The sequence below is a fragment of the Gardnerella bivia genome, from assembly GCF_049262715.1.
Lineage (GTDB): Bacteria > Actinomycetota > Actinomycetes > Actinomycetales > Bifidobacteriaceae > Bifidobacterium > Bifidobacterium vaginale_A.
Genome location: NZ_CP058399.1, coordinates 1,112,108 through 1,133,633, shown reverse-complemented (window position 1 = coordinate 1,133,633; position 21,526 = coordinate 1,112,108). Strand labels below are relative to the sequence as shown.

Here is a 21,526-nt window from a genome sequence, read left to right as displayed (position 1 = left end):
ATTCCAATCATTCTTAATAAATACACCTAAAAATACGCAATATGTCTATATTGTAATTATTAGTATCGTCATAAAGCTCAAATCACATATATACAAGCTCAAATCACATATAATTTTTCTAAAATAATCTCTACAATAAAGAGAATAAAAGATAAGAACAAAAAAGATAAAAAGCTTAACAAATAAAAAATAACAATAAAAATAAAAACAAAAACAAATATTTCATAAAACTACTTAAAAATAATTTCATACTTTTAACTGATGCGAAAATATTTATTACTTATATCATGATATTAGATGTAAAAAAAAATAAAACTTTTATGGAAAAACTCAAAAGCTTAAACTATATTTACTTCGGATATGTTTAGTAATTAAGGACGAGAATCATAAAATTATGAAGGCACTGGAATCAATAAGTCTTATAAAAGGATGGCTACCAATAAGTTTATTCATCCTAACTGGATTGTCACTAATAATATTATTATGCTCTAAATCTATTTTTAATAAGAAAAAGAAATACATTATTCCAACTCTAATAAAACTTGGAATAACTTTCATAGCATTTCTGATAGGTTTGCTTATTATATGGCTTATTTCAGATGTTTTTCTTATTTTTGGAGTAAGCCTCGGATGGCTTGTAAACATAAGCATTGCAATAGGAATAAGCTTAATCGCATTTAGCATAACTAGTGCAGTGTTATCGAAAGGCTTAAAGCGAATTTTTGCTATTTTTACAATAATTCTCGTATTATTAAGCACTCTTGTGCAAGTAGATATAATTTATGGCGAATACACAACTATTGGCTCGATTTTTGGATTAGGCGGATATCCTAAATTAGAAAAAACTAAGAAAAAATCTTCAAACTTAAGCATTACACAATGGAAAGAGTTAGCAAAAAAACATAAATTGCCTACTATACCTAAAAATGGGATTACTAGATCTGTAAAAATTCCTGCTCCAAAATCACATTTTAACGCTCGTATAGCTAACGTATATCTTCCACCTGCTGCTTTAGTAAAAAATCCTCCAAAATTGCCTGTAATGGTTATGTTAGCCGGACAACCAGGAAGCCCTAATAGATTCTTTTCAGCAAGTGATATTGTGAACACTTTAGATGATTTTGCAAAAAAGCATAATGGTCTTGCACCTATAGTTATATCTCCTGATCAAAATGGCGATCAATCGCATAACTCTCTATGCGCAGACACGAATGTTTATGGTAAAGCTGAAACATATCTCACTAAAGACGTTCCAAATTGGATAATTAAAAATCTTACTGTCGACACTAATCCTAATTTTTGGATGATGGGAGGATTCTCTCAAGGAGGAACTTGCAGTACGCAATTAGTACCTGCTCATCCAGATATCTATGGGAATATTTTTGCAGCAGGCGGCGAATTAGAACCTACTTATAAAAATCGTTTACAAACTATAAATCGCTATTTTGACGGAAACACTAAAGCGTATGAAAATCATGTTCCTACAGTAATTATGAGCAAAAAAGCTCCTCTTAACCAATATTATTATTCTATTGCAGGTCAATGGGATTTGGATTCACAAAAAAATCAAAACATTATATCTAAAGCTGCTCATAAAGCAGGAATGAATGTTATAACTATGATTGCAAAATCTCATGGTCATGATTGGTATACAGTAAAAGCAGGTTTACAAGTAGCAATAGATCGTTTTTCTAAAAGAACAGGAATCAGCGACACTCTCCCACCTCTTTACACGTATAGCGATATAAAGATTGTTAAATCTGAGAATAGCGAAACGAGAATAAAATGCAAGCAACATCTGTAAAAGAACAATCAAATGAGCAAAATGATGAGCAAAATTTACCAAACACTGAGCAATACACGCAAAAAACTCCAACCACTCCAAACGCTGAGCAAAACTCCGCGAAAACATGCCAGAATCCATCACCAAACTCACCAAACACTGAGCAAAACACTCAAACAATCCAAGAAATTCTAAATCAACAGACAACTAGAGATACAAACACTTCTCAAAAAATACCATTTAAAACACAGAAACCAAACGCACACAACAATCACATGCGCGTAATTTTTAAAGACATAATGTCTTGGATTCGCGGACGCGTTCTTGCAACATACACAGCAGCAACCTTGATTATTATTAACATAGTCAATTGGATTTTCACAACGATCTCTCACTTGTACGCTAATGGCACAGACGCAACTTTATCTAGATTATTTGTATACAGAAAACCAAAAATTGCAAACGCATTATTCTTTGGTCACAATAATATTCCTGTATTTTTATCACAATTATTAAAAACACTTGTTTATGTCAACAGCGTATCTTCACTTGTGATTAACGCTGCGCTTTCAATTATTTTGATTGGTTTAGCAGAAACTCACATGAAAAAAATACGCATGATAAGTATTTCTCTTATCAGCACATGCTCAGGAATAATATTTGGATTAACACTTATAGGCGCACTTTCAACGATTATTAGCAATTTAGGTTGGATCAGACGTATTCCAATTCGGCTTTCACCATTTACATTATTTGTAGGAATCTTTATGGCTGCAGCATACTACCAATCTTTACTTCTTCGAAGAAGAATGCTGGTAGTTGGATACACAATAACATTCGCAATGCTGTTATATAGCGGTAATCCAGGAGATTATTGCACTCTTATGGCTGCTATTACAGGTCAAATAATAGGGAAACTCTCACTAAAATCCCATACAGATAAATCTTCACAAACAAAAAAACAAAGACAATGGTGGCAAGGAACAGACTACGAAGTACGAAGGTTATTTGCAATATCACAATTAGTTATGGCAATAGGACCAATATTAGCTCTTTCATCTCGTTCTCATGCTGGAATTTTAACAATGCTAGGATTGTTCATGTCTCCAGAATTAGGAGGAAAATCTTGGCTTACAAGATGCATGAGCAATTCAACTTCTGCAAGCTGCTTACTACATGTAGGATTACATCACACAGCTTATGGAGGATTATGGATTCGCGCTGCCTTACCAATGGCTGCAATGCTTTTAATAGCTTGGGGACTACTACGTGGAAGACGACTTGCAGCATGGACAGCAATCGCAGTTAATACTATCACAGCAATTTTTGCAACAACATACTTTACTATTTTGCCTTTAATTGCATCTATGCAAAACACTCCTAATACAGGTCATAATGCTTCTGCAGTTGCGTTTGCACTAACAGCTTTTCCACCTATTATTATTGTTATTTTATTAGTTTCAAACATTAAACACTTCTCAATTCATACAGATAAACGTCAAGTAATAATAGGTCTTACAATCATATTTTTAACATTACTATTTACTTCAATAGCATACATTTCAATAGGATTGCTATTGCCTCAAAAATTCCATCCTACAGCTAATTTATATAACTTAATACTAGATTTACCAGGGCGATGGATGCCAATGGGATTCGCAAGTAGAACAAGAATAATGCTTATACCTAGAAGCACACTTATATCAGTAGTTATGCAAAGTATAGGCGTAATTTTCTGGGCAGCAGTAGTATTTGTTTGCGTAAAATGGTTTAGAACTATTATTTCTCTAAATGAAGAAGACCGCAATAAAGCAAGTAAACTAGTAGAATGTGGCGGAGAAACAATGAGTTTCATGACCACTTGGCAAGGAAATCATTACTGGTTTTCTCCTAGTGAAAATTCAGCAATAGCTTATCGCGTTAAATACGGTATTGCTTTAACTCTTACAGGTCCTTTTGGAGAACAAAGCGAATATAGACAAAGCATAAAAGGATTTATACAATTTTGCGAAAAAAATTCGTTGGCACCTGTTTTTTATGCTGTACATGAAAGTCAACGTAAGATTTTAGAAGAATTAGGGTTTTCTTCTATAAAAGTCGGAACTGAAATGATTATTAATCCAAATAGTTGGCAAACTCGTGGTAAAAAATGGCAAGATATTCGCACTGCAATAAATAAAGCTAAGCGCGAAGGCATTACAGATATAATGAGTACTTTTGATGAAGCGCAAGATGATATCAAACGACAGATTGTTGAAATTTCTGAAGAATGGGCAGAACTTAAAGCATTACCAGAAATGAAATTTACTCTTGGCGGAATTGAAGAATTACAAGATTCTAGAGTTATTCTTCTTTACGCAATAGATTTACATAACAGAGTTTTAGGAATAACAAGTTGGATGCCTTCATATCAGCACAATAAGATAATTGGTTGGACTCTTGATTTTATGAGACATCGCACAGATAGCCCTAACGGAATTATGGAATTCCTCATAGCTAGAATGGCTGAAAGACTACGAGATGAAGGATTAGAACACACAGAATCAGCTGTAAAATTTATGAGCTTATCTGCTGCTCCTCTAGCTGGTATGGAAGATATTGAGGATAAAGATATAGATATAGATATAGATAAAGATATAGATAAAGATATACAAGAAAACTCCAATGAAAGCAATATTATAAATCATGCTTTAACTATGGTTTCAGACATTTTAGAACCAGCATACGGATTTAAATCTTTATACTTCTTCAAAAAGAAATTCCAACCAGACGCAAATCCTGTATACATTTGTTATCAAGATTCAGCGAAACTCGCTCAAATATCACTTGCTGTTACAAGCTCTTACCTTCCAGAAACAAATCCTAAGCAACTATTAGAAATGATTAAAACATTACAAAATGGTCACAAAAAAGATTAAAATAACGAACAACTCAAAGAAAAAATAATGAATTTTGCGAACATCACAGAGCTAACTTAAACCTCTTGAACGAACGCATAATGTTTTGCGCGCATAGTTTCCGTATCTAAACTCTCATGTAATTAGTTGATGCTATTAAATAACAGCATCGTATATTTTATGAAATTTTAGATAATTTTCACTTTCACGCCTTGTGGAATGTTTACATAAATCCACTTAGCATCTGGAACGCTTAATCGCACACAACCATTAGAAGCTTTGTGACCTAATTTACGAGCTTCTGATTTAATATAAGTACCAAATCTGCGACCAGTTGGAACAGTATGGAACAAGTATTTGGACTGTTTGAACCCAACCCAATAATCTCCACCTAAACGCTCTTTAGGATTATAAAAATGAGTTCCTCGATCAGTAATCTTATAAGTACCTTTAGGAGTTAAATTACCGATTCCAGTACTTGCAATCATAGTGTAAAGCACTTCACTACCATTGTATACAGTAACAGTTTGTGAACTTGTGTCTACTTTCAAATAAATATTCTTTTTATCTAAATTTTTAATATCAGGATACGCTCCTCCAGTAGGATTCTTCCAGATGTCGTCAGGATTCTTTTTTTCAGCAGCATCTTTTTTAGAATTTTTAACTGGAGATGGCACAGTATTGCGTTTTTTGAGCTTAATTATATTATGTTTCTTCTTATTGGAAACACTGTAAATTTTACTATTAACAGAAGCAACACTTTTTATTGAATAATCAACATATTCTAAATAGTCAATAACTAAAACAATAATAATGATTAAGCCAATAAAACGATGCAACATAGTTCCATGAGCCCACGAATCAAAAAAACTCTTCATCGTATTAGAAAACTTCTTTATATCGTTAATCACGGCACTAAACACTCGCATAACATCTCCATCAATAATACAGAATCACACATTAAACTTAAACTCAACTATATCGCCATCTTGCATCACATAGTCGCGACCTTCAAGACGAAGCTTTCCTTCTTCCTTGATTTTAGGCATAGAACCATTAGCTTCTACAAAGTCATTGTAAGATACAACTTCTGCTTTAATAAATCCACGCTCAAAATCAGTGTGAATAACTCCAGCAGCTTTAGGAGCAGTCCAGCCTTTATGAATTTGCCAAGCGCGAACTTCCTTAACACCCGCAGTTAAGTAAGTTTGAAGTCCTAAAATATCAAATCCAACTCGCGCAAGCTGATCTAAACCTGATTCTTTCAAACCAGCATCTTCTAACATTTCACGAGCATCAGCCTCATCAAGTTCAGTAAGCTCAGACTCAAATTGAGCATTCAAGAATATTGCTTTAGCAGGGGCAACAGAAGCTGAAAGTTTAGACTTTAAATCTTCGTCACAAAGCTCAGAATCATCAACATTGAACACGTAAATAAACGGCTTAGCAGTTAGCAAATGCAAATCATACACATCGTTTTTATCAATAAGCTTTTCGTTATGAGCCTGATCAATTGTCTTTCCAGAAGCAAGAATCTTTTTAGCAAGATTTACAGCATCAACATACTCTTGAGTTACTTTCTTTCCGCGTAAATCTTTTTCTAGCTTTGGCAATGCATTATCAATAGTTTGCATATCTGCAAGAATAAGCTCAGTGTTTATAGTTTCAATATCGTCTGCAGGATCAACTTTGCCATTCACATGAACAATATCGTCATCGTTAAACGCACGAACAACTTCACAAATTGCGTCTGCTTCACGAATATTTGCAAGGAACTTGTTTCCTAAACCTTCACCTTCAGATGCACCTTTAACAATACCTGCAATATCTACGAAAGTAACTGTTGCTGGCACGATTTTTTCAGTATGAACTAATTTAGCTAATACTGGTAAACGATGATCAGGCAATGGAACAATACCAGTATTCGGCTCAATAGTTGCAAATGGATAATTTTCTGCTAATACATTATTGCGAGTTAAAGCATTAAACATAGTGGACTTGCCAACATTAGGCAAACCAACAATTCCTATTGTTAAAGACATATTCACCTAGTCTAGACCTGCGCGCGGAAAGCACGACACTAATACTAATTTACTAATACTAATTTACTTTACAATTCGACTATTTATTTTTTTCAATAGCATCTATAGCAGCAATCACATCTCCTCTAAAACCACGAGATTCTAATTCTGCAACACCACGAATAGTGGTTCCTCCTGGAGAACATACAGAATCTTTCATCTCTCCTGGATGCATTCGAGAATCCATATACAATGCTCCAACTCCTTCAATCATTTTAGCTGCTAGACGATAAGCACAATCACGTTTCAATCCGTACTTTACGCCTGCATCTGCTAACGCTTCCATATACATTGACGTAAAAGCAGGAGCACAACTAGAAACACACATAGCAATATTCATATCTTTTGCATCAACATACTCTATTAGAGATATAGGTTCAAAAAGAGCATTAAACATTTTTATTTGCTCTTTCGTTAGACTATTTGTAGATTCAGCTAAAGTTACTCCATTGCAAACAGCAATAGGTGTATTAGGAATAATGCATTGAACATTTGCAGCATTCCCAAGAACTTCTTTATAACGCTCTAAATTCCAACCAGCAGCAACTGAGATTATTGCAATGCCGCGTTTAACAATCAAATCAGAAAGAGGCAAGAGCACAGACTCAATCAGATGAGGCTTTATTGCAATAATAATCACATCACTTACTTGGCATACTTCTAAAGCGCTACGCATAGGACGTATGCCAAGCAAAGAACAATTACGTTCTAATTTCTCATAATGTGCAGCACATGCAACAATATTTGAAGCATTAACACCAGACTTAGTTAGTCCTTTTGCAATTGCTTGCGCCATATTTCCATATCCAATAAATCCTACTGTTGCAACGAAATCAGAACTCATTTCCAATAAAATCCCATCTAAATTTGACCAATTTTCCTATTTTCACGCATGATTATTTACAATACATGAACTGCGAATCTAAATCACTATTCAAGATTACTAATAATAGATCATTATAATAAATCATTAGCTTACTTATATAAAGCTTGTAAATCTCCCCTATCTCTAGCTTCATCTAACAAATGACGAAATACTTTAGAACCATGAACACCATCATGCTCAAATTCATTTGTAGTCCAATAATGTGAATTAGATATACGCGACAACGTATCTAATTGCAATCCAGAATCAACATACAAATCATCGAAATAAACAGCTGCTTGCAGAGGAACTTCATTATTAGATAATTGTTCCTCATCATAAATCTTTCCAAATTTTTTATCTTCCATCATACTATCAACAGCAGGCTTAAACGGACTTAACGCAAGTTCTTGATCAAACATCCAAGGGAATACAGCTTCCCCAGTAAAAAGAAGAGGACGAGCAGAACAAGAAAATTCAGGCATAGAGTCGCGAACTTGTTGAGCTGCCCAACGAATAGGATTATCTAATTCACCATCAGCGTAAATAAACTCCTGAAGAGGCCAATAAAGAGGACTAGAAGAAGTTTCATCCATGATTGAATACAGGAATTCATCACTTAGAGAACCACTGATAGAACCACCACTATGTTTAAATGCTTTAAGAGAACCATCTGCATCAGAAAAAGCAGAATCGAGCACCCAATGAATTCTCTCAAAACTCGGTTTCATACCAAAAGACGAGCCTAAGGTTTGTAATCTTTCAACAGTAAGATTTTCACCATTAGGAAGAACTACATCTCCTTGCGAAATTCTATCTGCAATAGCAGCAACTCTAGCAACATCTTGCGGATATCTCTCATAGAATTGCTCTGTTTTTGTGGCCATACGAGGGAATGTATGTTCATATACTTCGCGAGCATTAGCTGGAACATGAGGAATACCGCCAGTTGTGAAACTAGCGATTAGACCTTGTGGGAATAGCGATAGATAAGTAAGAGTTAAGAATCCACCATAACTTTGCCCTAATGAAACCCAAGGCTTAGCATCAAATTCACTAATACGCAAATGCTCAAAATCACGAACAATAGAATCAGCTAAGAAACGCTTCAAATACCAAGCTTGATGTTCAACACTAACACCGTCAGCAGCCATACGTTTCATAGTTGAAGCATCAACTCTAGAAGAGCGACCAACTCCACGCTGATCAGGCAAAACTATTCTAAAATGTTTAACAGCTTCTTCAATCCAACCATCACTAGAAGGTGAAAGAGGACGAGGGCACTGCCCACCAGGTCCTCCTTGCAAGAACACAAGCAACGGCAAATCGTCATGCGCGTGCTGCGGAGAAGTAATAACTCTACAAAATAGACGAATTGTTTCACCTTTAACTTGATCTCCTGGAGTATTTCCTTCCCAATCAAGAGGCACATCTATAGCACGTTCTTCTACGTATAACCCTGGTACGTAATAATGTGTTAATAAAGTCATGACAACTCGCCTTTCTACACAAAATTCTTAAGCGAAACTATAGATAACTATAAGACATATTCTACTAACAAATAATCTATCAATGTGAAATTAACTACGAATTTACTATATTTTACTCTATTAGAATAAAACACAAAATCATGCGAATATACGAAATCATTCAACAAAAACACAAAATCAAAAATGCTAAAAATCGCAAATCATACTAAAGTTCGATTGTTCTATAAAGAACTATGCATTAGCCTAGTAGATATGAATATACAGCATGCACTACGAAATGCAATGAATCGCTTAAGAAATGAAATAACAATAAAAGATTTGATTTGTAGTATATTCATTATTTTTATATCTTTTACAATGTTTAAATATCCTTGGAATAGAATTGATGGTCTTATAACACAAGGAAGTATAGTAACTGTCATAATAGTTAGAATTGTTATTGCATCACTGATATGCGTGCGTAAAATATGGCCAAGCCAAGTAGCTATTATATTTATTTGCGTTTGCATAATCCACTTGCTTTTAGGACCTTCTCTACTTTTTGATGATTTTCTAGGATTTATTTTACTTTCTAACGTTATTTCAAGAGGAAAACCTGAACATTCTAGAGCATTTGTTATTGCTGCTTATATAACTACTATTTTGTCTGCTATTTCAATATCTTGGTCAATCGTAATAGGATCATTTTCAGGAAAAGCAAGTAAAGGAATAATATACGCTTGCAAAATTTATAATCCTTCAGCAAACCATCCAGCTGTGTGCACATCAATTATTTTGAATTTCGCGCTACCTTCAGTAATTTTTGCAATTATAGCAACTACTATCACAGTTATTATTGGTTATTGGCAACGCTCAAGCTTGCATTTTATTAAACTTTTGCAAGAAAATAATGCAACTATTTTAGCTAATCGCAAACACTGGCAACATATTACCGTCACTTCTGAGCGTGCAAGAATTGCTAGAGAGATGCACGATATAGTTGCACATACGCTTTCGATTATCATAGTGCAATCAGATGGCGGAAGATATGCTGCGTCACACGATATTCCTCTTGCTAAAAAAACTATGATCATAATTAAAAATGAAGCAGAACGAGCAATTAACGATATGAAGAAAATGCTAAAAGCATTAAGCGAAACTTCTTCACATGAAGATAATTACTCTGAAATATCTTCACTTATTGAGCAAGCTAGAGTTGCATCTCCAAATAATATTTTTTGGCATACTGTCGATGGGAAAAACTCTTCAAACATGCTTGATTCACAAGCGCAAGCCGTAGCTTATAGAGTTATACAAGAAGCACTTAGTAATATACGAAAGCATGCTGGAGATAGCGTTAGAGTTAAAATTCATGAACAATGGGATCTTAAAGGCTTAACTTTAATAATTAACAATGAAATAAATAAAAATGGATCAGAATCTTCTCAAAATATCAACTCAAAAACAAAACACGGATATGGCTTAATCGGAATGAAAGAACGACTTGAGCGCATAAACGGTAAATTAACTTCCGGAAAACTAGAAGATGGATCATTTAATATTATTGCTTTCATACCATATTCTTATCAAAACGATAAAGCGACACTAAAATTATTAGGTAATAGAATATCAGAAATAAAACACTCAAGCTCACGAATTGAAGCAACTAGTTCAAACTTAAAAACAAATCCTATCAATATAGAAAATACTAATAAAAATGAAACACAAACTTTAATAGAAAATAGTGAGCAAAATATAAAAAATATAAAAGATACAGGAAAAGGATTTAATAGTAAAAAAGTTAGATCAGAAAATAATATTGAAAAAATATCTCAATGGATGCAACAACACTGGCTTATAGGAGATATTATTTGTTACTCTCCATGGCTCATACTTTTCCTTATAATTCCAACATACGATTCAATTCTAGGAAATACAGTACCTTACGATAATTGCAATACAATTTTCGTTAATATAATGTATAGAGTATTTACACTAACAACTATAGTTCCTATGATGTTTCGGCGAAAAGCTCCAACAGCATGCGCTATAATTGTTTCAATTTGTTCTGCATTACAATTGATTTTCTTACAAAATATTATTTATGCAAACTTAACTGTGCCTGCTATTATCTATGCATCAGTTCTATATGGGAAAAAGAACACATGGAAATGGGTTAGCGCAGCCACTCTTGTTGAATGCACTATTTTCGGCATAAAAACTGCTATTTCTTCGCGAAAATTTACAATGAACGTAACTCTGTTCCAATTTTTCGATTCTAAGTATAATATTTCCAATTTTTATGATTTCACGCAAATTATAGCAATTGGACTTATTATAGGATTTTTACTTTCTATAGTTTTATTTATTGTGATTGCTTTTGCATACTATAAGCGAAATGACAATAATAACTTGTTACTTCTTAAAACTAGAAAAATTGAATTAGAAAAAGAACAACAACAATTACAAACTCTTATTGCTAACGCAGAAAGACAACGTATTAGCGCAAATATTCAACAAGAAGTTTCTGTTACATTGCACAGAGTTATAAACGCTGCAAATAATGGAATTTCAATGCTAAACGAATACGAAAAAGCAAAAAACAACGAGAATACAGAAGATAACGAAAACAACAACGAAGACAACAACACAAATATAGATAACAACAACAATATAGAAGCCAACAACAAAAACAACAAAAACAACAATTTGCAACCTTCAAATGACATAGATCAACAAAAAGAAGATATTGAAAAAGCATTCAAAAATATTGGTAGCGAAGGTCGCTCAGCTCTTAAATATATGCGAAATTTGCTTGGAATTTTACGAGAAACCGGCTCTAGCGATGAAGCAATAAATAAAAATACAAATGTTCACAATTCAAAAAACAATAAACTAGTATTACATCCTGCATCTTCTATTGATGAACAAATTCAACACAGTATTGAAAATAAGCAACAATAACTTGATACTATTAAATTATGGAAAACATTGGAATAATTCGCATAGCAATCGCAGATGATCAAGAGCTAGTACGCGCTGGCTTTGCAATGGTAATCAACTCACAAAAAGATATGCGCGTTGTAGCTCAAGCTAACAGCGGCGAGCAAATGGTTAAGCTTTCAGAAATTGAGAAACCAGATATTATTTTAATGGATGTTAGAATGCCAAGCATGGATGGCTTAGAAGCAACTCGTAAGATTTTGCAACAAAAAATAAGCGTAAATACTCGAATTATTATTCTAACAACTTTTGATCTTGACGAATATGTTATGGCTGCAATTCATGCTGGAGCATCAGGATTTTTACTTAAAGATACAGAACCAGAAACATTACTTAATTCAATAAGAACTGTTTATCAAGGGAATGCAATTATTGCACCTAGTGCAACTAAACGCTTGATTGAAAATATGATGGAACATAATTCAAGCAATTATTCAAATAATAACGATAAAAATTCACAAAATATAACGAATACTAAAGTATCAGAATTAACTGATCGCGAATTAGAAGTTTTAATAGAACTTGCACACGGATTATCGAATCAAGAAATTGCAAGCAAATTATTCATTGGACTACCAACAGTTAAAACACACGTAGCGCATATTCTATCTAAAATAAATGCTAGAGATCGAGTTCAAGCAGTTGTTTATGCATACGAAAATAATTTAATTAAACATTAAATTTATACTTTTAATCTTATTCTTGCAATAAGTTTAATTTTACGATTTATTATAAAACTTATTTATAAGTATTTTTTAAGCGTGTATCTTACTTATCTTACTTATCTTCATATCTGCTCAATAGTTTTAGTAATAATGCAACATTCAAAACTCAATTCTTTTATCATTATCTATTAGATAAGAATACATATTACTAAATTCAAAAGAGGTTGAAATGCACTATGCAATTTCAACCTCTTTCTAGTCACAAACTGTGATATAAGCTTAAAGAAGCTACATAATATTTCGATTCTGCTGTACTTATTACTTACGTCGATGACGCATAACAGTAACACCAGTAGCTGCAATACCTGCAAAAGCAACAAGCGCTACAACAGCCAAAATTATATTTTCAGCAACCTTATTCTCTCTTACAGAGCTTGCTTCAGTATGCGATTTATCTCTAGCAACAGGCTCTTTTTCTTTAACTTCTTCACTTCCTTCAGTGCTTTCAACTTCTTTAGCATTTGATTCTGGAACCTGAGAGTCAGAAGAATTACCATTTTTAGAAGAATTGTTCGAATTAGTATTCGTATGCGATTGAGCTTTACTTGCTGAATCATTCGATTTACTCGAAGATTTAGACACACGAACTACTGCTGCTTTAACCGGTTTTTCTTCTTTAGATTTGCTAACTACTTTAACAGATTCTTCTACTTTATTAACACGATTAGAAGAAGTTTCTTTAGTTTCACTTGAAGGCGCTTCGGAAGGAGTTTCAGAAGAAGTTCCAGAATGCTTTTTAGAAGGCGCTCCCGAAGAATCAGAATTATCTTTTGAATTTACAGAAGATTGCGGATTATTAGGAGCAATTCTTCTTTCAGATTCATTAGATTGTGTTTGAGAATCAGAATTATTTCTTTTAGGAACAGATGAAGTAGAGCCACTTTCAGAGCTCTTCTTCTTATTTTCCGCTTTGTAAGCTTTCAAAGCTTCAAGTTCAGCTAATGCAAGACTATGCTGATTCTTAAGATCCTTCAAAGTATCTTCTAAATTATTCTTTGCTGTTTCACCGTTTTCTTTTTGAGTTTGTAAATTTTTTAGAAGATCTTTAAGTACAGCAATATTTGTTTGCAAACCATCAATCTTTTTATTTCTTTCAGATTCATTATAAGAAAGCTCATAACTGTTGATATCTACTTCTATTGCAGAAAGCTCTTCTTTAATGTTTTCAATAGAACTAGTCTTATCATTCAAATCTTTAAGCTTATCTTCTGTATCTTGTTTTGCAATTTCTAAATCTTGCTTAATACTTTCAAGCTGCTTAGATTGCTCTTCGAACGACTTTACAGCTTCATTAAACTTAGGCTCAAGCTGATTCAAAGTAGAATTCATATCGCTAAGCTTAAGCTTCTTTACACCAATTTCCTGATTTAAAGAATTAAACTCTTTTTCAGCATTTTCAAGATCAGAACGCAATTTATCATAATCTGCATTATCTTGATGCTCTGCATCATCCAATGATTTCGAAGCTTCATCTACTTTAGCAATAAGTTTTAGCAGAGCAGCTCTATCCTTTTCTATTTCTTCAGAAAGAACTTTAATGTCTGAATTAAGAACCTGCATCTTATTCTCATAGTTTTTATATATTTTCTCGTATGAATCTTTCTTAGAAGATTCTTCACTCTCAAGAGAAATAAGAGAATCTAATTCATTTTTTGATTTTTCATAATTATCTTTAGACTGTTCTTTTGAATTTCAAGATTTTTAAGTTCTGCTTCTTTTCGCTGCTTTTGCTTCTTAAGATCTTTTATAGCAGCTTGTGCTTGAGCTAAATCAGTTCCAATAACTTTCTTTATTCCATCAAGTTCTTTTTGTCTTTGTGCAATACCTTTTGTTAGAGTCTGAATTTCCTCTATAGTCTTATTTAATTTATTGACTACATCTTCAAGATTTTTAGTTTGCTCATCAATTTTGGACTTTAATTCTTCAATGTTATGCTCAACTTGCAATAATTTATTTTCAGTAGACGCATTAACAGTCGTCTCTGATACCGTAAGAGTATTATCTTTTACTTCGTTCGCTGCATCTTTAGCCCATGCTGGCATTGGACTTTGCAAAGACAACAACAATCCTGCGATTACTGCGGCAGATTTTTTATTGACCGTTACCATATTTTCTACTCCTTGCTCGTAGCGGCCTTCATGTCTAACTTATGTCAGCAGTCAATCTGAGCATAACAAAGTAATAAATACAAAAACAAGTCAAAAGATACGGAATATTTCCTGTTAACAAATTGATTACGTATATTAAACATAACAAATTCAAGAATATACTGAAAAACTTGATTATACAGTGGATAAATATACACTATGTTGAATGTTATTCGTAAACAATACTTACTTTTTTACAAATTAAAACCGCTTACACTCTGCGTGTCGAAATCTTAACAGAAAAAAATAATGCCAACATGTGATTAAACATGTCAGCACTACTTTAAACGTTTTAGCTACATAAAATTTTCAGCCACTATGAGAAATTACTTAATATTTTTCATTGCACATATTTTATTTAATTATTGTATACATTGTTTATTCCGCTGCAGCAGCTGCTGAATAAAGTAATATCATTTAGTTAAAAATATGCATAATTAAAGGGTTATAGACCAAGATGCCTATAACCCTTTAATTACTGTAAATACTATTCGTCTGCAAGAGCAACAACAGGCGAAGACTTAACTGCTCTACGAGCTGGAAGCACACTGGAAAGAAGCGCTGCAAACAAAGCAATTAGAGCGAGAACCGCGTAAATAGTCCAATCAATTACAAACGGAACTTTGCCAATTACGCTAAACACCATGTAGGATCCAATCCATCCAAACACTGTTCCAACAATCAAGCCAGAAACAGTGCTTGTTAGTGAAATCAATGTTGCTTCCATCGCAAGAGATCTCCTAACCTGTCCCCTTGTCATGCCTATTGCACGCAAAGTTGCAGATTCTTTAGTTCGCTCAATAACAGACAAGCTTAGCGTGTTTGCAACGCCTATTAAAGCAATCACAACAGCTACTGCTATTAAGCCAACGAGAAGCATCATCATTGTATCAATAGCACTCTCCCACATCGCTCGCTCAAACACGCTTCCTGTAGACATAACTTCCGCATAGTTAGATGTAACATTTCGAATATTTTTAACAATATCTATAAGATTCGCATTTCTAGAATTCAGCGAAATGAGCAGAATATGCGTTGTAGGCTTAAGGTAGTTATTGAAGTAAGATTTGCTAACAAAAGAAGTATTGTTTGAATCTACTGAAACATTTCGATACTTCTTAAACTGAACTTGCTTTACAGTAATACTCTTATTATTGTTACTAGAATCCGTATTCATGCCAGTAAATGGCGTAAAATTATCATTATTATCGTCATTAGAATTGTACTTTTCTACGTAAGCTTGCAAATTAAGACTTCCCTTTTTAAGATCAAAAGGTTCTTCACCTTCATCAGGCTTAGGTAAAAGCACAGAATCCTTGTTTATATTAACGCCATCGAGATCAGTGTGCATTACATTTCGAAGTTGATCTACATTATCAACTCCAGCTACCAGAGTGTATTCAGTTTCACCTTTAGCATTCTTAAAAGTCATAGGAACTGCAGGAAGCAACTCAGTATGCTTTATTCCACTAATCTTTGAAATGTCAGCAGCTAAAGACTCATCAACATTCTTACCTTGAACAATAATGTCAACACTGTAACGATCGTCAACAACACCTTTAAGAGTTGCTTTACCGCAAATTGCGCCAGTTACAACTGTTGAAACAAGCGTTACACCAATAAGCAAAGCAGTTCCAGTCGCTGCAACTCTTCTAGGATTTCGCTGTACGTTTGCGTTAGCAACTTTAGATGAAGGCCCACAAAGTGCCATAACTGCGCCAGTTGCTCTCATAGCAAACGGCATCCAGAATGTTGCAGTAATAACAATACCAATGAACACAAGCGAGCATCCAAAAATCGCTCCAAGCAAAGTCATCCAAGAGTTCGAACCAGCATTAACTGACCTCCCAGCAAGCATGCTTGCTAAAATATTAATACTTAAAGCTGTAGCTAAAATACCAGCAACAATAAATATCACTCCGAAAACAGCACGAAGAATACTTGCTCGCTTATCTTTAATCAAATCCATTGGACGCAACGCTTCCATCGGAGTTACTTTTGTAGCAGAACGAGCAGCACTCATAGAAGCAAGAACTGTTACAATTGCGCCAATTACTATTGGCCATACAATCGCAGGAAGTGAAACAATCAAAGGAATCTTAGATAATGGTCCAGAATTAATATTCACGTTACTAATTGCGCCCATAAATCCAATTGCACAAAGCACGCCAATAGAAGCAGAAATAACTCCAAGTATTGCAGCTTCAAGTAAAACTGCTGCATAAAGCTGATGCGATTGTGCGCCAATCACGCGCAAAAGTGCAAGAGTTCTCCTACGCTGTGCAACTAATACTTGGAACGTGTTTGCAATAACAAGAGAAGAAACCAGCAGAGCTAAAACACCAAACGACATAAGGAACATAGTTATAAAATTAGTGCCGTTGGAAATATTTCGAACAGCTCTTACACCAACTTCATGCCTAGACATAAGTGAGAATTGCTCTGGAAGCAAAGCGTTAATCTTATGAGATAAATCGTTTATTTTAGATTCATCAATACTCATGTATACTTTGCTTTGCACAACTTGATTGTCAAAATTCTTAAGATTATTGAGTTTTGCACAAAAATCATTCGTTACGCCACCAAGATACGTACCGCGATATGAAGTTGGTATTTGAGAATGTTCTCCATCGTCTACAAGACCAACCACACGAACATCGTACGATTTTTCTTTATCTCCGCCAGTGTCATCTACTTTAACCAAAGTTATAGTATCGCCAACGTTTGCATGTATTGATTTAGCAATACTTTTAATAAGCGTAATTTCGCCTATTTTTTGTGGATCCCTACCTTCTGTTGATTTATAAACAGGAAGATTTCCATACAAACCACTAGACCAAGCAATACTCGTAACTGATTTATCACCTTTTTCTACTTTTACAAGCGCAGTCGCGTCATCACTGCGAATGCCATTAACACCAGGCATCTTCGATATTTCATCTAGATGAAGGTCTTTGTAATGAATTTCACTACTTGGAGAACTGTTAGGATTTTTAAATGAGATTGCATAATTTGCACTACCAAATTCTTCTGTTGCATTGCGAACAACCAAGTCGTCAACACTATTTGCAAAAAGCAAAGTAGCGCTCATAAACATGCTGCCTATAAGAATTGCAATTCCAGAGGCGATTAGCATGCGTACGCTTTTACGCATAAGTTTTAGTGCAATTTTCCACATTCTAACTTCACCACCTTGTTATTGCAATTGAGCAGAATTATAAGAATTAGAAGATGCATCAGAATTTACGTATACGCTAGGCTCTTCACTTCGCTCCATAAGCATCTTGCTCATGCCTTGTGCAGTAGGATTTTGCACGTCTTCAACGATTTGACCATCTGCAAATACGATTGCTCGATCTGCATAAGACGCTGCAACTGCATCATGCGTAACCATAATCACAGTTTGACCAAACTCAGTTACAGACTTCTTCAAGAAACGCAAAACTTCTGAACTAGAAGCAGAATCGAGATTACCAGTAGGCTCGTCTGCAAAAACTACGGAAGGCTTAGAAATCAAAGCTCTAGCAATTGCAACTCTCTGACGCTGACCACCAGAAAGCTCAGCAGGCCTGTGCTTTAAACGATCTTGCAAGCCAAGAGTTAAAACCAAAGTGTTAAACCATTGCTTATCTGGCTTTTTGCCTGCCAAAGTAAGAGGCATAAGAATATTTTGCTCAGCGTCAAACATTGGAAGAAGATTAAAACTTTGGAAAATAAAACCAACCATTTCACGACGCATAAGCGTAAGCTGTTTGTCATTCATGGTTGTAATATCTAAGCCATCAACTAAAACTTTTCCGAAATTAACGCTGTCAAGACCAGCTAAAGCATGCATTAAAGTTGATTTACCAGAGCCAGACGGGCCCATAATTGCAGTAAATTTACCACGCTCAAAGCTAACGCTTACATCGCGCAAAGCGTGAACAATACCTGCACCCTTTCCGAAATCTTTTACAACATGCAAAGCTGCAACTGCTGTTTCACCAATTAGCTCCGAATCAATATTATTTGAAGTAAATCTATTATCTTTTGCATCAATTCCAAATTCATACGTATTATTCGCATATGAATTTTGTCCATATTCACTATCCATTCCAGCTCCTTTATAGATTTAATTGATTGCATAGTAAACCTATTGCTAATAATCAAACTTAAAGTAAATTATTATGAATTGATATCGTTCTAAAGATTGAAATTTATTAAATAAAAAAATTTAACTCAAACTTAAGTATGATTTGAAATTTTAATTATTGATTTTAAACACAACACGCCGTTAAAGAACTTCTGACCACATAGATTCAAAAAACTGGATTTCTTCGATTTTCATTGATGAAATAACAACATGGAAGAAACACATTACGATTATGAAACAAACACAGATTGCGAATCATATTATGCTAGCAACTCAGCAAACTATGAACTCGACAATTGGGAAAAGTATATTTCAAACCAACTCTCGCACACAGCAAAATCTATGTGCGAAGAAAAAGATAGCAAGAAAATTGGCGCTCTAGGAGAATCATACGCAACGTTAAAACTTATGCAAAAAGGATGGATACTTCTAGATCGAAACTGGCATTGCCGATTTGGCGAATTAGATATTGTGATGATAACTCCTCAAAAAATATTAGTTTTTGTAGAAGTAAAAACCAGAAGAAGCATTAAATGCGGAACACCAATGGAAGCAATAACTTATAAAAAATGTGTAAAAACGCGCAAAACTGCTATGAAATGGTTACAAGAAAATGGCTCAAAAATTTGCCACTACATCACAAGATTCGATGCAATATCTATAACAATTGCAACGAAAAACGTGAACAACAATGCAAATAACACAAAAATTATAAAAGAAAACGCTGTTATAAGCGAAATCCCTTACATCACTAACGCAGACACAAGCATCACAAGTAAAAACACAAGCACTACTAACGAAATCCCTTGCATCACAAGCACCAGCAGCATCAGTAACAAAAAGAAATTTTACGAAAACAATGAATCAATAGAAGAAAATATTCAATTCAAACACGTTCAAGGAGCATTCTAATGACAATCGGAAACGCGTTATCTGTAGGTCTTATAGGTCTTAAAGCATTTACAATACAAATACAATCATTCATATCCCCAGGTCTTCCAGCTTTTTCTATTATCGGATTACCAGATACTTCACTTAGCGAAGCAAGAGAAAGAGTAAAATCAGCTTATCAATCATTGCATTGCGATTGGCCGGAATCACGAATAACAGTCAATCTTTCACCAGCTTCTATGCCTAAAAGCGGATCTTCATATGATTTAGCAATTGCATCAAGCATTTTAAGCGCTAAAGGTATTATTCCTCTACAATCTTTAGACAATACTGTTATTTTAGGAGAACTTAACTTAGATGGAACAGTTCTTCCAATTAACGGATTACTACCAATATCTTTATTTGCTCAAGAAATGGGAATAAAAAGGATGATTATCCCACAAGCAAATCTTGATGAAGCTAATTTAGTAGACGGCATCGATGCAATTGGAATAAAACATATTCTTGATTTAGTTGATGAACTTCATGGAAAACTTGATTCTAAGAATAGAAAATATGCACAATTAAACAGAGAACGCGCATTACAAGCAACTGGAAACTCTTCATATGAGCACATACAAGTAAGCGAGCGCTGCAACAAAAATTTCAATAGAGGCGAAAATAATAGTAATAATTTCGACTATAGCAATAAAAATGATACTGAAAATCAGAAAAAAGCTGAGCAAAAACACACATCAGCGCAAAAATCAATTTTAGAATCAGACATACAACACTCTATTGGAGATATGTCTGAAGTTCTTGGACAAGAACACACAAAATGGGCTTTGCAAGTTGCAGCAGCAGGAGGACATCATGTTATGATGATTGGACCTCCAGGATCTGGAAAAACTATGCTCGCTTCACGCATGCCTGGAATAATGTGCCCTCTTAATGAAAAAGAGCAGATAGAAGTAGCATCTATAAGATCTTTATGCGGAACTTTACCATATTACGGAATTAGTGACATACCGCCTTTCGAAGCACCTCACCACACTTCTTCATCTGCTTCTCTTATAGGAGGAGGAACAGGAATCGCAAAACCTGGAATTATTACACGCGCACATTGTGGAGTTCTTTTCATGGATGAAGCACCAGAATTTTCACCACGAGTTTTACAAACATTGCGAGAACCTTTGGAATCTGGATTCATAGCAGTATCGAGATCTAAAGGAACTACTTTTTATCCTGCAAAATTCCAACTTATAATTGCAGCAAATCCTTGCCCTTGTGGATATGCATATGGAAACGGCGAAAGATGCACGTGCAAAGAGAAAGACAGAATACGCTATTTTTCTAGGCTTTCAGGACCAATTTTAGATCGAATTGATATTCAAATGGATGTGCCACCAGTTGAAAGAATAATAATTCCACAAAATACGCGCGATATAAGATCAAACGTTGACAATTCTAATTTAAGCAATAATGAGAAAAATAATTATGAAACTAATAAATTAGAACAGCAAAGTTATATAAAACAAAATAACTTAAACAATA

The 21,526-nt window shown here is 34.3% G+C and carries 13 protein-coding genes and 1 pseudogene; 6 read left to right on the top strand and 8 right to left on the bottom strand.

Translation table 11 applies throughout. From position 1 onward, the window contains the following. The first annotated feature begins 394 nt into the window (after positions 1-394). Entirely contained in the window at positions 395-1,804 is a 1,410-nt protein-coding gene (locus tag HXT27_RS04450; RefSeq protein ID WP_103042969.1) for an alpha/beta hydrolase-fold protein, read from the top strand. 254 nt (positions 1,805-2,058) lie between these two features. Next, on the top strand, positions 2,059-4,701 hold the full coding sequence (locus HXT27_RS04445; protein WP_103043270.1) for a bifunctional lysylphosphatidylglycerol flippase/synthetase MprF: 2,643 nt from the start codon (positions 2,059-2,061) through the stop codon (positions 4,699-4,701). Between the two features lie 167 nt (positions 4,702-4,868). On the opposite strand, the gene HXT27_RS04440 is transcribed toward HXT27_RS04445, so the two are convergent. The 4 genes from HXT27_RS04440 to HXT27_RS04425 all read right to left on the bottom strand — a co-directional run bounded on the left by HXT27_RS04440 (position 4,869) and on the right by HXT27_RS04425 (position 9,116). Then, positions 4,869-5,609 carry a L,D-transpeptidase gene (locus HXT27_RS04440; protein ID WP_075523250.1) on the bottom strand — a complete coding sequence of 247 codons (741 nt, stop codon included), beginning with the start codon at positions 5,607-5,609 and terminating at the stop codon, positions 4,869-4,871. Between the two features lie 24 nt (positions 5,610-5,633). Beyond that, positions 5,634-6,722: a redox-regulated ATPase YchF gene (gene ychF, locus HXT27_RS04435; protein ID WP_103042968.1), complete on the bottom strand. Its 1,089-nt coding sequence runs from the start codon at positions 6,720-6,722 to the stop codon at positions 5,634-5,636. A gap of 79 nt (positions 6,723-6,801) precedes the next feature. Then, complete coding sequence (proC, locus tag HXT27_RS04430) at positions 6,802-7,605, bottom strand: pyrroline-5-carboxylate reductase (protein ID WP_103042967.1); 804 nt, start codon at positions 7,603-7,605, stop codon at positions 6,802-6,804. 131 nt (positions 7,606-7,736) lie between these two features. After that, positions 7,737-9,116, bottom strand: coding sequence for an alpha/beta fold hydrolase (locus HXT27_RS04425; protein ID WP_103042966.1), 1,380 nt, complete (start codon positions 9,114-9,116; stop codon positions 7,737-7,739). Positions 9,117-9,368: 252 nt separating this feature from the next. Here HXT27_RS04425 and HXT27_RS04420 point away from each other — a divergent pair, with 252 nt between their 5' ends. Beyond that, entirely contained in the window at positions 9,369-12,059 is a 2,691-nt protein-coding gene (locus HXT27_RS04420) for a sensor histidine kinase (protein ID WP_103042965.1), read from the top strand. Between the two features lie 17 nt (positions 12,060-12,076). Next, positions 12,077-12,778 (top strand): response regulator, encoded by a 702-nt coding sequence (locus HXT27_RS04415; protein ID WP_075523255.1) that lies wholly within the window; start codon positions 12,077-12,079, stop codon positions 12,776-12,778. A 303-nt stretch (positions 12,779-13,081) separates the two neighbouring features. Here HXT27_RS04415 and HXT27_RS04410 read toward each other — a convergent pair whose 3' ends face one another. From HXT27_RS04410 to HXT27_RS04395, 4 genes are all read right to left on the bottom strand, one after another. Continuing rightward, positions 13,082-14,383 carry a hypothetical protein gene (locus tag HXT27_RS04410; protein ID WP_422113100.1) on the bottom strand — a complete coding sequence of 434 codons (1,302 nt, stop codon included), beginning with the start codon at positions 14,381-14,383 and terminating at the stop codon, positions 13,082-13,084. A gap of 80 nt (positions 14,384-14,463) precedes the next feature. Further along, positions 14,464-14,931 carry a hypothetical protein gene (locus HXT27_RS04405; RefSeq protein WP_422113099.1) on the bottom strand — a complete coding sequence of 156 codons (468 nt, stop codon included), beginning with the start codon at positions 14,929-14,931 and terminating at the stop codon, positions 14,464-14,466. Between the two features lie 526 nt (positions 14,932-15,457). Then, positions 15,458-18,148: an ABC transporter permease gene (locus HXT27_RS04400; RefSeq protein WP_075523257.1), complete on the bottom strand. Its 2,691-nt coding sequence runs from the start codon at positions 18,146-18,148 to the stop codon at positions 15,458-15,460. 18 nt (positions 18,149-18,166) lie between these two features. Continuing rightward, positions 18,167-19,063, bottom strand: a complete 897-nt coding sequence (locus HXT27_RS04395; protein ID WP_230955892.1) for an ABC transporter ATP-binding protein — start codon at positions 19,061-19,063, stop codon at positions 18,167-18,169. 249 nt (positions 19,064-19,312) lie between these two features. Between HXT27_RS04395 and HXT27_RS04390 the strand changes: the two genes are divergently transcribed. Together HXT27_RS04390 and HXT27_RS04385 are read left to right on the top strand one after the other, a co-directional pair. Next, positions 19,313-20,014: a YraN family protein gene (locus tag HXT27_RS04390; RefSeq protein WP_199172707.1), complete on the top strand. Its 702-nt coding sequence runs from the start codon at positions 19,313-19,315 to the stop codon at positions 20,012-20,014. Next, positions 20,014-21,396, top strand: a pseudogene (locus tag HXT27_RS04385) (YifB family Mg chelatase-like AAA ATPase); the annotation flags it as partial. The gene HXT27_RS04390 and the pseudogene HXT27_RS04385, both read left to right, overlap by 1 nt. Between the last annotated feature and the right edge of the window lie 130 nt (positions 21,397-21,526).